The 15166-nt window shown below is 68.6% G+C and carries 16 protein-coding genes; 4 read left to right on the plus strand and 12 right to left on the minus strand.

The genetic code is table 11. From position 1 onward, the window contains the following. The coding region (locus VNW74_RS15730) for a LuxR C-terminal-related transcriptional regulator (RefSeq protein WP_325678395.1) at nucleotides 1–1789 on the plus strand (1789 nt) is incomplete at its 5' end. A gap of 15 nt (nucleotides 1790–1804) precedes the next feature. On the opposite strand, the gene VNW74_RS15735 is transcribed toward VNW74_RS15730, so the two are convergent. From VNW74_RS15735 to VNW74_RS15750, 4 genes are all read right to left on the minus strand, one after another. Continuing rightward, the gene (locus VNW74_RS15735; protein ID WP_325678396.1) at nucleotides 1805–2050 is read right to left on the minus strand and encodes a hypothetical protein; all 246 of its coding nucleotides are present in this window, start codon (nucleotides 2048–2050) and stop codon (nucleotides 1805–1807) included. Then, a complete protein-coding gene (locus tag VNW74_RS15740; protein ID WP_325678397.1) occupies nucleotides 2050–2211 on the minus strand; it encodes a hypothetical protein in 162 nt (53 codons plus the stop codon). Before VNW74_RS15740 ends, VNW74_RS15735 begins: the two co-directional genes overlap by 1 nt. 136 nt (nucleotides 2212–2347) lie before the next feature. Continuing rightward, nucleotides 2348–4294, minus strand: a complete 1947-nt coding sequence (locus tag VNW74_RS15745) for a primosomal protein N' (RefSeq protein WP_325678417.1) — start codon at nucleotides 4292–4294, stop codon at nucleotides 2348–2350. Nucleotides 4295–4347: 53 nt separating this feature from the next. Beyond that, complete coding sequence (locus tag VNW74_RS15750) at nucleotides 4348–5103, minus strand: lysoplasmalogenase (protein ID WP_325678398.1); 756 nt, start codon at nucleotides 5101–5103, stop codon at nucleotides 4348–4350. On the opposite strand from VNW74_RS15750, the gene VNW74_RS15755 reads away from it, so the two are divergent. From VNW74_RS15755 to VNW74_RS15765, 3 genes are all read left to right on the plus strand, one after another. Further along, nucleotides 5102–6076 (plus strand): alpha/beta hydrolase, encoded by a 975-nt coding sequence (locus VNW74_RS15755; RefSeq protein ID WP_325678399.1) that lies wholly within the window; start codon nucleotides 5102–5104, stop codon nucleotides 6074–6076. The two genes, VNW74_RS15750 and VNW74_RS15755, sit on opposite strands and share 2 nt — an antisense overlap. A gap of 12 nt (nucleotides 6077–6088) precedes the next feature. Next, a complete protein-coding gene (locus tag VNW74_RS15760; protein WP_325678401.1) occupies nucleotides 6089–7060 on the plus strand; it encodes an alpha/beta hydrolase in 972 nt (323 codons plus the stop codon). A gap of 94 nt (nucleotides 7061–7154) precedes the next feature. Then, nucleotides 7155–8642: an NAD(P)/FAD-dependent oxidoreductase gene (locus VNW74_RS15765; protein WP_325678403.1), complete on the plus strand. Its 1488-nt coding sequence runs from the start codon at nucleotides 7155–7157 to the stop codon at nucleotides 8640–8642. Here VNW74_RS15765 and VNW74_RS15770 read toward each other — a convergent pair. The 8 genes from VNW74_RS15770 to VNW74_RS15805 form a co-directional block, all read right to left on the minus strand. Next, nucleotides 8632–9453 (minus strand): transcriptional regulator, encoded by an 822-nt coding sequence (locus VNW74_RS15770; RefSeq protein WP_325678405.1) that lies wholly within the window; start codon nucleotides 9451–9453, stop codon nucleotides 8632–8634. The genes VNW74_RS15765 and VNW74_RS15770 overlap by 11 nt on opposite strands. Nucleotides 9454–9538: 85 nt before the next feature. Continuing rightward, nucleotides 9539–10750: a methionine adenosyltransferase gene (gene metK / locus VNW74_RS15775; protein ID WP_325678407.1), complete on the minus strand. Its 1212-nt coding sequence runs from the start codon at nucleotides 10748–10750 to the stop codon at nucleotides 9539–9541. 98 nt (nucleotides 10751–10848) lie between these two features. Further along, on the minus strand, nucleotides 10849–12099 hold the full coding sequence (gene coaBC, locus VNW74_RS15780) for a bifunctional phosphopantothenoylcysteine decarboxylase/phosphopantothenate--cysteine ligase CoaBC (protein WP_325678418.1): 1251 nt from the start codon (nucleotides 12097–12099) through the stop codon (nucleotides 10849–10851). A gap of 45 nt (nucleotides 12100–12144) precedes the next feature. After that, nucleotides 12145–12471: a DNA-directed RNA polymerase subunit omega gene (gene rpoZ / locus VNW74_RS15785; protein WP_324856310.1), complete on the minus strand. Its 327-nt coding sequence runs from the start codon at nucleotides 12469–12471 to the stop codon at nucleotides 12145–12147. A 64-nt stretch (nucleotides 12472–12535) separates the two neighbouring features. Beyond that, complete coding sequence (gene gmk, locus VNW74_RS15790) at nucleotides 12536–13096, minus strand: guanylate kinase (RefSeq protein WP_325678420.1); 561 nt, start codon at nucleotides 13094–13096, stop codon at nucleotides 12536–12538. Between the two features lie 184 nt (nucleotides 13097–13280). Next, nucleotides 13281–13598 carry an integration host factor, actinobacterial type gene (gene mihF, locus VNW74_RS15795; RefSeq protein WP_067333923.1) on the minus strand — a complete coding sequence of 106 codons (318 nt, stop codon included), beginning with the start codon at nucleotides 13596–13598 and terminating at the stop codon, nucleotides 13281–13283. A 540-nt stretch (nucleotides 13599–14138) separates the two neighbouring features. Beyond that, nucleotides 14139–14972, minus strand: coding sequence for an orotidine-5'-phosphate decarboxylase (gene pyrF / locus VNW74_RS15800; RefSeq protein WP_325678414.1), 834 nt, complete (start codon nucleotides 14970–14972; stop codon nucleotides 14139–14141). A 2-nt stretch (nucleotides 14973–14974) separates the two neighbouring features. Further along, nucleotides 14975–15166, minus strand: a 192-nt coding sequence (locus VNW74_RS15805; protein ID WP_325678415.1) for a hypothetical protein, incomplete at its 5' end; no start/stop codon positions are given.

The following is a 15166-nucleotide window of genomic DNA, read 5'->3' on the forward strand; positions in this document are numbered from 1 at the left end:
CAGCGGGGGCCGAACCCGCTACCGGTTGCTGGAGACGGTGCGCCAATACGCCCTGGAAAAGCTCGGCGAGTCAGGCGAGGCCGATGTCGTGCGGGCGCGTCACCGGGATTACTACACGGCGCTGGCAGCGGTGCTTGACGCGCCGGCAGGCGGCGATTATGAGCAGCGCGTCGAGCGGGCGAACATCGAGATCGACAACCTGCGGGCCGCCTTTGGGTGGAGCCAGGAAAACTCCGACGTCGAGTTGGCGTTGGCGCTGGCGTCGTCGCTGCAGCCGCTGTGGCTCGCGCGGGGCCGCATCCGGGAAGGGCTGGTGTGGTTCGACGCTGCCCTGGCCGACCTCGACGCTCACCACCTTGGGGTGGCGCCCGCGGTGTGGGCGCGGGCGCTTGCCGACCGGCCCCTGCTCGCCATCCGGGTGGACACCGCCGACAGCCTCGATCAGGCTCAGCAAGCCCTGGCGATCGCCCGCGAACTCGATGACCCAGCCCTGCTGGCCCGGACGCTGATCACCTGTGGCTTCATCGCCGACCAGGGCTATAACGTCGCGCTAGCCCAGGAATGCTTCGCCGAGGCGATCGGCCTGGCCCGTGCCGTGGACGATCAGTGGCGGCTCAGCCAGATCCTCACCCTGCAGGCGATGGGCGCCCACACCGCGGGTGACCCGCGCGCGGTACGCGCAGCTGCCGAAGAAGGACGCGACCTCGCCGACGCGATCGGTAACAGGCTCAACTCGCGCCAGTGCCGCTTTAATCTCGGGTCGGCGCAGATGATGAGCGGCGATTTAGCCGGAGCCGTAACACAGTTCGGCGAGGTGGCCGCCGAGGCCGAGGCGGCTCACGACGAGATCTCGAGGGTGACCAGCCTCGCCGGCCAGAGCCTGGCACTGGCATACCGGGGTGAGGCGGCCGCGGCCCGAGCGGCGGGTGAGGCGACACTTGAGGGCGGCGCGAAGCTTTCCGAGAGGTACGCGGCATTTGGGCCCGCTGTGGTCGGAACTGCGGCCCTGGCCGCCGGGGATCGTGCAGCGGCGCACGCGGCGCGCGAGGCCGCCAACCAGCACATGACTGTCGTGAGTGGTAGCACGGCGCTATTTGTGCGCATGTGGAATGCCGAGGCCGCGCTGGCAGACGGGGATCTCGCTGCCGCCGGTCGTTGGGCCGACGAGGCCGTCTCGATTGCAACCGGCTGGTGGCTGACATGGGCGCTCACGGCGCGCGCTCGCGTGGCGATCGCGGCGGGTGAACCAGACCAGGCCGAACGCGACGCCCACGACGCCCTGACGTGCGCCGCCGGAATCAAGGCGTACCTGCTCATCCCCGACGTCCTCGAGTGCCTGGCCGCTCTGGCGGGCGAGACCGGCAGTCACCGCGAAGCCGCCCGCCTCTTCGGCGCGGCACACGCCATCCGGCTCCGCATTGGCGCGGTGCGGTTCAAGATCCTTGACGCCGACTGCGAGGCCTCGATGGCGGCGTTGCGAGACGCCATGGGCGACAGCGACTTTGATGCCGCGTGGGCCGAGGGCGCCGCCCAGTCCACCGAGGAGGCGATCGCCTACGCTCAACGCGGCCGCGGCCAACGCAAACGCCCCACCAGCGGCTGGGGTTCACTCACGCCGACCGAGCGCGACGTCGTCCGGCTGGTCGGCGAAGGTTTGGCCAACAATGACATCGCCGCAAGGCTTTTCGTCTCACCCCGGACCGTGCAGACCCACCTCACCCACGTCTATACCAAGCTCGGCCTGACCTCGCGCGTCCAGCTTGTTCAGGAAGCGGCTCGCCACGCGTGACACGGCTCAGCAGGATTAGCCTGCCTTCTCCGTAAGTTCGCGGCGGTCGAAGCTGTTGTGCGACACCCGCCACGACGCGTATCCGTCGGCCGCGACATGCAGCGTGATGTCTGGGTCGCAGCCGCATTCCTCGACGTGATGTGGCGCCAGATCGTCGATAGGGACGATGTGGATTTCACGGGGTCCGATCCAGCCGGTCCACCAGCGGTTGCCGGGACAATGACAGCCGAGCTCGGTGCAGTGAACGGCTTGGATGATCATTACGGCTGGGGCCGTGGCCAAGCGTCGATGAACCGGTCCATGACGGCGTCCCATTGCATGGTCCGGATCTCGTCGTCGGCGGCGCGGGCTTGCTCGAGGTGCTCACGCACGAACATCAAGCAGCGCCCGATTCGGGTGGTATCCGTGATTGTCGTTGCCATCGCTGACCTCTCTCGACGCGGGAAAGAAAGACCGGTTGGCGTCATTGGCGCTCGGCCAGCAATCGCATCGTCGCATAGAGAACGTGGACCGCGCTCACCGACACGCGGCGCGCAGCCGAATAACGCGAGCGGCTGCCTAGCCGATGCGCAGCGGATCGACCTGCACCCGGACCGGCTCGTCGGTTTGCCGGGCACTGGTCACCGCGACGCCGCGCCGCAGCTCGGCCGCCAGCGCCAGGCCCTGCTCACGGCGTACCCGCACCAACATCCGGGTCACCGGGACGTCGGCCGGAGTCCCCGGCGGTCGGCGTACGCCCGGCGGCAGCTCGACCGGGCCGAGCAACTCGGCACTGTCCGGCAGCTGGACTTCGTCGAGCAACGCCGCCACCGCCTCGGTGGCGCCGTCGAGGGCGGCCATGTGCACACTTGGCGGCAGCGCAACCTCGGTACGGGCCACCAGTTCCGCCTCCGCGTGGCCGACCGGATCCCATCGGATGAGCGCTTGGACTGTGGGAACCGATGATTCGGCGACCACAATCACCACCCCGCCGTCGTCGCGGGGCCGCACCAACGCTGCCGCGGCCATCCACCGTCGCAAAGTGTCTTCGGCCGCGCGCAGATCCTGACGGCCCAGCAGCGCCCAACTGTCCAGCAACAGCGCCGCCCCATACCGGCCGGATGCGCAGGGTTCCGCCCCGGGCGTGGCGACCACCAACGCCGGCCTGCCGGCGACCTCGGACAGCACCGCTTCCCCCGCCGAGGTGATCACCGCGATCCCCGGGAACGCCCGGCCAAGCTCCTCGGCGGTGCGCCGCGCCCCCACCACCACGGCGCGCACCGCATCCGACCCGCAGCGGGCACAGCGCAGCGCGGCATCGGAACGGCCGCACCACCGGCACACCGGGCCCGTCCCGTCGCGGCCGTCCAACGACAGCGGGCCGGTGCACTGCCGACAGCGGGCGATCGCCCGGCAGCGCCCGCAGGCCAGCGACGGAACGTAGCCGCGCCGCGGCACCTGCACCAGCACCGGCGTGCCAGCCTCCAACGCCGAGCGGGCGGCGCGCAGCGCGACCGACGGCAGCCGCGCGGACCGCGCCGCCGGATCGCGCTCCTCGGCGTAACCCCGGTCGTCGAGCGCGACCACCCGCGGGCTGCGGGCGCGCACCAGCTGCCGTGCGGCGACCACGTCGTGCGCCCATCCGCTACGGACCAGCGCGTGCGCTTCGGCGGTACGGGCGTAGCCGCCGATCAGCGCGGCGCATCGCATCTGGTGGGCACGCAGCATCGCCACCTCCCGGGCGTGCGGATACGGTGCCCGCGGCTCGACCAGCGTGTCGTCGCCGTCATCCCACACCATGACCAGCCCCAGATCCGTCACCGGCGCGAACACCGCGCTGCGGGTGCCGACCACCAGCCGTGCGCTGCCGCGCAGCGCGGCCAACCAGCGCCGGTAGCGTGCGGCCGGACCCAACCCCGCCGACAACGCCACCACCGCGGATTCGTCGAGCCGCGTCGTCGCGGCCCGCCACATCGCATCGACGTCTCGCTGATCCGGGACGACCACCAACACCGCGCGCCCGGTCCGCACCGTCAGCGCGGCGGCCTCAGCGAAACGGTCCGCCCATGAATCGCCGGCGAGCACCTGCCACACCGCGCGGGCAGCACGCGACTCGGTCAGCGCGGTCAGGAACTGTCCGCCGCGGCCGTAGACCTCCCAGCCCGCCCGGTCGACATCAGCGACGACGGGGAGCCCTGGCGGCGTTGAGTTTTCGCGCTCCACCTTGGCGTGTCGGGGCGGCACCGCCAGCCGCAGCACGTCGGCGCGGGTGCCGGCATAGCGCGCGGCCACCGCATCGACCAGCCGACGGATCTCCGGGGTGAGCACCGTCTCGGCGGACACCACCCGGTCAAGCCAGGCCAGCTTGCCGACGTGATCGGTGTCGGTGCGGCGCTCCAAGATGAACCCGTCCACCAGCCTGCCGTGGAATCGGACCCGTACGCGCACCCCGGGCTGGGCGTCGTCGGATTGCTCGGCGGCCACGAGATAGTCGAATTCGCGATCCAGATGCGGCACCGACAACATCGGCAGCACCCGCGCGATCGGTTCGAATGCGGCGGCCTGCCGGGTCCGCGTGCTCACCCCGCAGGTGTAGCAGAGGTCGCCGACGAGCCGGCCGCGCCGGCCTCATCCACCCGGCCGAAGAAGAAGCCGGCGGTGATCAAGATCTGCGCCGCCGCGTAGGCCCACCAGATCGGCACCGCCAGCGCCTCGTTGCCCAACACGAACCGACCGATGCCGATCATCGCGTCCGAGGCCGCGAAGCACACCGCCCCGACCGCCGTCCAGATCGTGGGCAGCCGGGCCACAAGCGCCGCACACACCATCGCGCCCAGCACGACGATGTAGACCGTGACGGGAATGGTCAACCCGTCGCGTCCCAGATGCGGCCAGAACCACACCAGCAGCGCCGCGCATGCCAAGCACATCGCAACAACAGCGATCAGGCGCGGACGCGACCAACCCGACGACCTCGCCAGTGGCACCAGCGCACCCAGAAAGCACAGGTGAGCCAGCAGAAATGCGGCCAGCCCGAGCACGAAAGACGCCGTCCACCACGGGATCGCCAGCAACGCGTCGCCCGCGGCCGAGAACACCAACGCCGGCATCAGCCAGCGCCGCTCGCGGACATTCGGATGCGCAGCCGCGGCGAACGCCAGCAGCAGTGCCATCGATGCCTTGAACGCAGGCTGGGCCGTCCACTGTCCGGTCAGCTCCGCGCCCGGCGATAAACGCAAGGCAGTCACGGTCAGAAGCACCCCGTAAGCGACGCCGGCCCAACCGGCGGCCACCCAGGCACCGACCACGATGCGGGATGCGTACGGTGTCTGCATGCCCAGCTTGGACCCTAAATCGGAAGAAGCCGGATCCACCATCGATCCCATTCTGCAGAAGGTACTGGATGCGGTGCCGTTCCAGATGTCACTCGATGACGGTGTCGACGTGGCGCGGCAGCGGCTGCGGGATCTGCCGCGGCGCCAATTCCACCCCGAACTGCGCGTGCAGAACCGCAGCATCGACGGGCCGGCCGGCCCGATCAACATCCGGATCTACTGGCCGCCAACCGATCACGGCACGCCGCCGGTACTGCTGTTTTTCCACGGTGGCGGCTTTGTCGTCGGCGACCTCGACACCCACGACGGAACCTGCCGCCAGCACGCGGTGGGCGCCTCGGCGGTGGTGGTGTCCGTCGAGTACCGGTTGGCGCCCGAGCACCCCTACCCCGCTGCCGTCGACGATGCCTGGGCCGCAACGCAATGGGTCGCCGAACACGGTAGCGAGATCGGTGCTGACGCCGACAGGCTTGCGGTGGCCGGTGACTCGGCGGGTGGCACCATCTCCGCGGTGATCGCGCAACGGGCCCGCGACAGTGTCGACAGTGCCGACGGAGTCGGCGTCAAGCTCCTGTTCCAGCTGCTGTGGTACCCCTCCACCATGTGGGACCCGTCGCTGCCGTCGTTCACCGAGAACGCCGACGCAGCCGTCCTCGACCGCGCCGCCATCGCCGCGTTCTCCCGTTGGTACGCAGGCGAAGTCGACCTGTCCGATCCCCCGGCCGGGATGGCGCCGGGGCGGGCCGAGAACCTCGCCGGCCTACCGGCTGCCTACATCGCCGTCGCTGGGCACGACCCGCTGCGCGACGACGGCATCCGCTACGGCGAGCTGCTGGCAGCCGCCGGTGTTCCCGTCGAGGTGGACAACGCTGAGACGCTCGTGCACGGTTATGTCGGCTACGCCGGGGTGGTGCCTGCCGCTACCGCCGCGCTTGACCGTGGGCTGGCCGCACTGCGCGCCGCCCTGCATTAGTACGGTAGGTCCATGACGGAGCCGACCATTGCCCGACCACAGATCGACCCGACGCTGAAGGCGGTGCTCGACGCGTTTCCGCTGACGTTCACCGCTGCCGACGGCGTCGAGGTAGCGCGGGCAAGACTACGCCGGCTGCAGGCGCCCCCGGAAATGCTGCCGGATCTGCGGATCGAGAATCGGACCGTCGGGCATGGCGACGTCGCCGACATCCCCGTCCGCATCTACTGGCCGCCGGTCGCGGAGCACAGCGACTTACCGGTCGTCGTCTTCTACCACGGCGGCGGCTGGGCGATCGGCGACCTGGAAACCCACGATCCGATCGCCCGCGCGCACGCGGTCGGCGCGGAGGCCATCGTCGTGTCTGTCGACTATCGGCTCGCCCCCGAACACCCGTTCCCGGCCGGCGTCGACGACTGCTGGGCCGCGCTGCAATGGGTCGGCGAGCACGCCGCCGAGCTGGGCGGCGACCCTAACCGGATTGCCGTCGCCGGTGATTCGGCCGGCGGCAACCTCGCCGCGGTGATGACGCATCTGTCCCGCGACCATGCTGATCAGGGCGGACCCAAGCTGGCATTCCAGCTGCTGTGGTATCCGGCAGTCACCGCTGACCGGTCGCTGCCGTCCTTCATCGAGAACGCCGACGCGCCGATTCTGGACCGCGACGTCATCGACGCCTTCCTCGCCTGGTACCTGCCGGACACCGACATCAGCGACCCGACCACGCTGCCGGTCACCGTGGCTCCGGCCAATGCCGCCGATTTTTCCGGCGTGCCGCCCGCCTACATCGGCACCGCCGAACACGATCCGCTGCGCGACGACGGGGCCCGCTACGCCGAGCTGCTCAGCGCCGCGGGTGTACCCGTCGAACTGAACACCGCGCCTACGATGGTGCACGGCTACGTCAGCTTCGCATTGGTCATTCCACCGGCCGCGGAGGCGACCAACCGCGGGCTCGCGGCCCTGAAGGCGGCCCTGCATTAGTCGGTATACGCGCTGGGTGCACGGTAACGTTCGGTAAGCAATCGGGGGCGACTCGGCATGCCTTCGGGCGGATCTAGCTGGGAGGGAGGCAACGGTGACCGGCGATGTTCCCGACTACCACAGCCTCATCGTCGGCGCCGGGTTCTCGGGCATCGGCGCCGCCATCAAGCTCGATCAAGCAGGATTCGGTGACTACCTAATCGTCGAAGCCGGCGACGGCGTCGGCGGCACCTGGCACTGGAACACCTACCCCGGTATCGCGGTGGACATTCCGTCGTTTTCCTACCAGTTCTCGTTCGAGCAGCGGCCGGACTGGTCGCGGACCTACGCGCCGGGGAAAGAACTGAAGGCGTATGCCGAATACTGCGCCGACAAGTACGGGATCCGGCCGAAGATCCGGTTCAACACCAAGGTTCTCGCGGTGGAGTTCGAGGACGAGCGGGCGCTGTGGCGGGTGCAAACCGATCCCGGCGGCGAGATCACCGCCCGATTCCTGGTGAACGCCAGCGGTGTGCTCACCGTGCCCAAGCTGCCCGACATCGACGGCGTCAACTCCTTCGGCGGCACCGTCATCCACACGGCCCGCTGGGATCACAGCCAGGACCTGACCGGCAAGCGGGTGGCCGTCATCGGCACCGGCGCGTCGGCCGTGCAGCTGATTCCAGAGATCGCGCCGATCGTCAAAGAGCTCACGGTGTTTCAGCGCACACCGATTTGGTGTTTCCCGAAGTTCGACGTGCCGCTACCTGGACTGGCCCGCTGGTTGTTGCGCCTACCGGGCGGCAGAAGCGTGCACCGGCTGATCAGCCAGGCCTACGTCGAGGTGACCTTCCCCATCCCCGCGCAGTACTTCACGGTCTACCCGCTGGCCAGGTGGATGGAGTCGGTCGGGCGCGCCTATCTGCGCTGGCAGGTCCGGGATCCGGCGGTGCGCACGCGACTCACTCCGCGGTACGCCATCGGCTGCAAACGCCCCGGCTTCCACAACACCTACCTGTCGACGTTCAATCGCGACAACGTGCGGCTGGTGACCGAGCCGATCGACAAGGTCACGCCGTCGGCGGTGGCCACCACCGACGGCGCCAGCCACGAGATCGACGTGCTGGTGCTGGCGACCGGCTTCAAGGTGTTGGACTCCGAGAGCATGCCGACCTTCGCGGTCACCGGCAGCAGCGGCCTGTCGCTGACCAAATTCTGGGACGAGAACCGGCTGCAGGCCTACCAGGGCGTCAGCGTCCCGCGGTTTCCCAACCTGTTCAGTGTGATGGGCCCGTACGGCTACGTCGGGTCGTCGTACTTCGCGCTGATCGAGGCGCAGACGCACCACATCGTGCGTTGCCTGACGCGGGCCCGTCAGCGCGACGCCGCCCGCGTGGAGGTCACCGAGGAGGCCAACGCCCGCTACTTCGCCGAGGTCATGCGCCGCCGGCACCGCCAGGTGTTCTGGCAGGACAGTTGCCGGCAGGCCAACAGCTACTACTTCGACAAGAACGGCGACGTGGCGCTGCGTCCCGCGACCACGTTTGAGGTGTACTGGCGCAGCCGGCGTTTCGATCTCGACGACTACCGGTTCACTGGTTAGGGATCTCATCGGCAGCCACGGGTGGTTGCGCGTTTGACACCCGGCCCGCCCGCTGCAGTGCTCGCAGATGACGGCGGTACGCCGAGCGACCGACCGCAGTAAAGCCGAACCACCACCGGCCGTCATGCGGATGGACGTTAATGTAGTGCGCCGCAACAAGTTCAGCGGTCTGTCGGCGGAGTTCGTCGTCGCTTAACCGTAACGTCTTGGCGAGGAATCCGGCCTCGATCGAGTCGACGGCGGCCAGCATCGCGCACACCGTGATCCGCTGCCTGGGCTCGATCACCGGGTCCAGCGCCGCCGGTTGATCGGGCACTTTCCGCATCGGGCAAGCGTCGACGCCGTACGGATCGATGCGCCAGGGCAGCATTATGGCGGCCATCGTCGGCACGATAAACACCACGAAGGGCAGCAGGTAGGACATCGCGGTCCCGCGGTGCGCGATCACGCCCACCCAGGTCCCGCGATGCAAGAACGCCGCGACCAGCGCTCCGGCAATCGCCAACACGACCACCATGCCGAACAGGCTCAACAGGCTCGCAAGAACGAAAGCACGACACGAAAAGAGGCGAATTCGGCGCGGGTAGATGAGCCGAGCCCGCCTGGCTTGCCACCACGTCGCCGCCACCGACGCGGCCGGAAGAGCGGCGGCGCCGACCAGCGGAAGCAGCGGCGACCTCGACCCGCAGAGCAGGGCGAAGACGCCGGCCCACGCCACGTAGAAAACCACCTGCGGCTCAAATTTGGCGCTCAGCGTCCGCCTGGCCGTATCCACATCGGCCAACGTGCCGGTGTGGTCCGCGACGGGCATGCCTGTCAACTTATCGCGAGCCGACGGGGCCAGCAGACACGAATATCCCAAAAACCAGCGCGGCCGCGGCAGACGCCGCGTCGGGCTAGATGGCGCGCTTGAGGTCGTCGACCTTGTCGAGGCGCTCCCAGGGCAGGTCGACGTCGGTGCGGCCGAAGTGCCCGTAGGCCGCCGTCTGCGCGTAGATGGGCCGCAGCAGGTCCAGGTCGCGGATGATCGCGCCGGGCCGCAGGTCGAACACCTCGGGCACGATCTTCTCAATCTTGACCGGGTCGACCGTCGCGGTGCCGAACGTCTCGATGAACAGACCGACCGGCGCTGCCTTGCCGATCGCGTAGGCCACCTGCACCTCGACCCGCTCCGCCAGCCCGGCAGCGACGATGTTCTTAGCCACCCAGCGCGTCGCGTACGCCGCCGATCGGTCCACCTTGGACGGATCCTTGCCGGAGAAGGCGCCGCCGCCGTGGCGGGCCCAGCCGCCGTAGGTGTCGACGATGATCTTGCGGCCGGTCAGGCCGGCGTCACCCATCGGTCCGCCGAGGACGAACTTGCCGGTCGGGTTGACCAGCACCCGCGTCGACCGTGAGTCCAGCGTCTCGTGAGCCAGCTCGTCGAGCACGGTCTTGAGTACGTGCCGCTGGATGTCGGGATCCAGCGTCTTCTCCAGGTCGATGCCGTCGGCGTGCTGAGTCGAGACCACCACGGTGTCTAGTCGCACTGGGACGTCGTCCTCGTAGGCGATGGTGACCTGCGTTTTGCCGTCCGGGCGCAGGTAGGGCAGCGTCCCGTTCTTGCGAACCTCGGTCAGTCGGCGGGCCAGGCGGTGCGCCAGCGCGATAGGCAGCGGCATGAGTTCAGGGGTGTCGTTGATCGCGTAGCCGAACATCAGGCCCTGGTCGCCGGCCCCCTGCGAGTCCAGCGGGTCCGCAGCGCCCTCCACGCGCGCCTCGTGGGCGGAGTCGACGCCCTGAGCGATGTCGGGCGACTGTGCGCCGATTCCGATGTTCACCCCACACGACGCGCCGTCGAAGCCCTTGTCCGACGAGTCGTAGCCGATGTCCAGGATGCGCGCGCGAACCGTGTTGGTGATGTCGGCGAAGGCCGTTTTCGCCGACGTCGTCACCTCGCCCACCACGTGCACCTGCCCGGTGGTGACCAACGTCTCGACCGCGACACGTGAGCGAGGATCCTCTGCCAGCAGCGCGTCGAGAACCGAGTCGCTGATCGCGTCACAGATCTTGTCGGGATGCCCCTCCGTCACCGATTCGCTGGTGAACAACCGACCCTTTTCGCTCACACCCTCGTCCTTCCAAGTCAGCGTGAAAAAACGTTAGCTAGACAAATTATATCTTCAGGCCAGACGACCCACCGGCCGGCCCCCAGGTGTCACGGGCGCTAGCTGGCGTCCTCGCCGCTCCCGTCCAGGAACGTGACGATTGCATCCACAATACGACTGGCCATCAGCGTCTTCGAGCCGTGCTGCAGCGCTGACTCGGTACCGTCGGCTGCCAGCAACCAGCCGTCGTTGCTGTCCACCTCGAAGGCCTTGCCCTCACCGACGGCGTTGACCACCAGCAGGTCGCAGCCCTTGCGACGCAGCTTGGCCCGAGCATGGAACAGCACGTCACCTTCTGTGTCGCCGGTCTCGGCGGCGAAGCCGACGATGGCGCGCATGTTGGGCAGCTGCCCCGCCGTCCGGGCCTGCACCGCCGTGGCCAGCACATCGTCGTTGCGGACCAGCTCGATAGTCGGCGGTTCCTGTGCACCCTTCTTGATTTTCGCGGTCGCCACGTGAGCCGGCCGGAAGTCCGCGACGGCGGCCGCCATCACCAGCACATGAGAATCCGGGGCGTGCTTCGACACCGCGTCGGCGAGCTGTGGGGCCGAGCTGATCCGCACCACCTCGACACCGGCCGGGTCGATGAGCCCGGCGGTGTGCCCGGCGATCAGCGTGACCTCGGCGCCGCGTTGAGCGGCGACCCGGGCCACCGCGTAGCCCTGCTTGCCCGAGCTGCGGTTGCCGATGAAACGGACCGGGTCGATCGGCTCGCGGGTGCCACCCGCGGTCACCAGCACCTTGACCCCGGCCAGGTCGTACGGCATGGCGTCGTGTCGTTCCAGCAGCAGCTGGGCGAAGGTGACGATCTCTTCGGCCTCGGGCAGCCGGCCGGCGCCGCTGTCCGCACCGGTCAGCCGCCCCGATGCCGGTTCCAGCACCACCGCGCCGCGGCGTCGCAACGTCGCGACGTTGTCGACGGTGGCCGGGTGTTGCCACATCTCGGTGTGCATCGCCGGTGCGAACAGCACCGGACATCGGGCCGTGAGCAGCGTCGCGGTCAGCAGATCGTCAGCGCGACCGTGTACCGCCCGGGCCAGCAGGTCGGCGGTGGCAGGAGCGACGACGACGAGATCGGCCCCCTGGCCGATGGCGACGTGCGGCACCTGCGGAACGTCTTCGAAGACGCCGGTCTGTACCGGCTCACCGGAGAGTGCCTCGAAGGTGGCGGCGCCGACGAAGCGCAACGCGGATTCGGTGGGGATGACGCGGACCTGATGGCCCGCCTCGGTCAGCTGGCGAACGACGGTGCACGCCTTGTAGGCGGCGATACCCCCGGAGACGCCGACGATGATCCGCTTGGCGTCCATCCGCTTGTCACCCGAGAGGCTCATCGCAAGCCGGCCGCGATCCGGCTACTCGCCTTCGGTGTGCTCGAGCAGGTCGGCGTGGATCTCGCGCATGGCGATCGACAGCGGCTTCTCCTGAAGCCCCGGCTCGACCAGTGGTCCGACGTATTCGAGGATGCCTTCACCGAGCTGGTTGTAGTAATCGTTGATCTGCCGAGCGCGCTTCGCCGCGTAAATCACCAGGGCGTACTTGCTGGAAACGCGCTCGAGCAACTCGTCGATGGGCGGGTTGGTGATGCCCAAAGGCGTGTCATAGGCGCCTATCCCACCCGATGCCGGATCGAACTGATCGGGGACGGCGGCTAATGACGCGTCAGTCTGCGAGGTACTCACTAAGACTTTCTCCTGGTGGCCTAGAACGGTGTGCGATTAATGGTGAATCGAGTCTGATGGCAGATCACGCCGTACCCGGCGCTTGTTCCACCAGCAAGGATACCAATTCTGCGCACGCAGACTCCAATTGACTGTTCACCACCACTTCGTCGAAGTCGTCCTGAGCCGCCAGTTCGGTGCGGGCGGTGGCCAGCCGGCGTGCGATCACCTCGGGTGTCTCGGTCCCCCGACCGACCAGTCGGGCCTCCAATGCCTCCCAGTTCGGCGGAGCCAGGAACACGCTGATCGCCTCCGGCATGGCCCGTTTGATCGCGCGGGCGCCGGCCAGATCGACCTCAATGAGCACGGGATGCCCAGCTGCGGTGGCGTCGCGGATCGGCCGGGCCGGCGTGCCGGACCGGTGCAGGCCGCTGTGGATCTCGGCCCACTCCAGCAGGGCGCCTTCATCGATCAGCTGTTGGAAGCGGGCCGGGCTGACGAAGTAATAGTCGACGCCGTCGACTTCACCCGGGCGCGGCGCTCGAGTGGTCGCCGAAACGCTGAAGTGCAGCTCCGGAATCCGCTCCCGCAGGCAGCGGACCAGCGTCGACTTTCCTACCGCGGATGGACCGGACAGCACCACCACGCGTCCTGCGGCTTGACCTGCAGCCTTAGCCCCAAGACGTTCGTCGTGGTCGCCGTCCGGTCCCCCGTCGGTGCTCACCGACTCTCCTGGAGGGTGCTGGTCTGATTGCCCAGCTCACCCCCTGGCCGCTGCGCGGCTGGGGGTGCCCCCACCTCAGGCCTGTCGGCCTGCATCGTCGCCTTGGCTAGGAGAAGTCGAACTTTTCCAGCAGTGCCTTGCGCTGACGATCGCCGAGGCCACGCAGGCGGCGGGTCGGGGCGATTTCAAGCTCGGTCATGATTTCCTGCGCCTTGACCTTGCCAACCTTCGGCAACGCCTCCAGCAGCGCAGAAACCTTCATCTTGCCCAAGACCTCGTTGGTCTCGGCATCCTTCAGCACCTGCTTGAGGTTGGTGCCGCCGCGCTTCAGCCGATCCTTGAGCTCGGCTCGCGCTCGACGTGCGGCGGCAGCCTTCTCCAACGCGGCCGCGCGCTGCTCGTCGGTCAACTGGGGAAGAGCCACGATTCCTCCGTCTCAATCACTTATTGACAGCTATCGATCTTTGTTTGTCTCGGCCGGTGTAGTCCAGCCAGCGGAGACGACCGTACCCACGCTGCCAGACGAAATCTAACCCGCCCCCCTGGTTGAAGCCACAAAGTTCCAGCGTGCGGGGTCGAGCAGGCCGCCTCAAGCCGAAGTCACGCCGAGCGCGGTCACTCCCGCGATAGGACGGCTTCGCAGCGAAGAAATGGCGTCTACCAGCACCTTTAGCGACCCACCAGGACCGGGCGGCCGCCCTGGCACCGGTCGCCTTGCCCGCCACCACAGCGTCGGAAGGCACAAACTCGGCTGATTGCACATGTCGCGGCGTGTCGCGCGTGTCGCCCGACACGCTTGGCACTGGTCGGCGGACGCGTTCGGCAACGTTTCGGGATTGTTAACCGCTTGACGAACGCCGATTTCCGCCCGTTCCAGCTCAACGCACGCCAGAACTACGCTCCGTAGTTCCTGAACGGAGTTCCGGGACGCCGACTGTGCCCACCGGCGCCATAAAAGGCGGCGTCAGCCGGCGAGGTAGGCGACCGCGTCGCGCATCTTTTCGGCCGCCGCACGCAGCTCTGCCAGGCCGGGACCGGCCCGCAGCACATCGCGCGACACCGCGGGCAGCAGCTGGCCGGGAACAGCTCCGAATAGCGCGCCAAGCGCCTCAGGTCGACCGCCCTGTGCCCCGACACCGGGCACCAGCACCGGTCCGCCGAGCGCGCCGACGTCGGGCGGCTGAAAGACCGTCGCTCCGACGACCACGCCGACCGAGCCGGGCTCTCCTGGATGTATCGCCTGACCGGTCCGGTTGATGACGGCTGCCTGGTCGACGATCTGCTGGGCCACCGTGCGGTCATCGAAGCGGGCATGCTGCACGGTCGCGCCCTCCGGGTTGGAGGTTGCCGCCAGCACGAACACCCCGCGGTCGTGAGCGGCCGCCGTCTCCAGCAGCGGCCGCAGCGAGCCGAAACCCAAATAAGGCGAGGCTGTTACGGCGTCGGCGGCCAGCGGCGAGTCGCCCGCCCAGGCTTCCGCGTAGGCCGCCATCGTCGATCCGATGTCGCCGCGCTTGGCATCGGCCAGCACCAGCAAGCCCGCCTCGCGCAGCGCGGCGATGGTGTGCTCCAGCACCGCGTATCCCGCCGCACCATAAGCCTCGAAGAACGCGACCTGGGGTTTGACCACGGCGAAGTCGGCGTAGGCCTGCACACAGGTGTCGCAGAAGGCCGCCAGGCCGTCGGGGTCAACCGGCAGATCCCATGCCCGCAGCAGCTCGGGATGCGGGTCGATGCCCAGACACAGCGGCCCCCGCCGCGATACCGCCTCGGCCAGCCGGGCGCCGAACCCGGGCATCGTCAGTGCCCACCGTTGTTCAGCGCGCTGTGCAATTCCTGCAGCGAACGCACCCCGATGACGCCGCGGATCCCGGCCTCGATGCCCTGAACGGCCGCCGAGGCGCCCTGCACGGTCGTCACGCAGGGGATGTTCATCTCTACTGCCGCCGAACGGATCTCGTAGCCGTCGATGCGTGGCCCCGAGTTGCCGTA

Source organism: Mycobacterium sp. (assembly GCF_035570115.1).
Taxonomy (GTDB): domain Bacteria; phylum Actinomycetota; class Actinomycetes; order Mycobacteriales; family Mycobacteriaceae; genus Mycobacterium.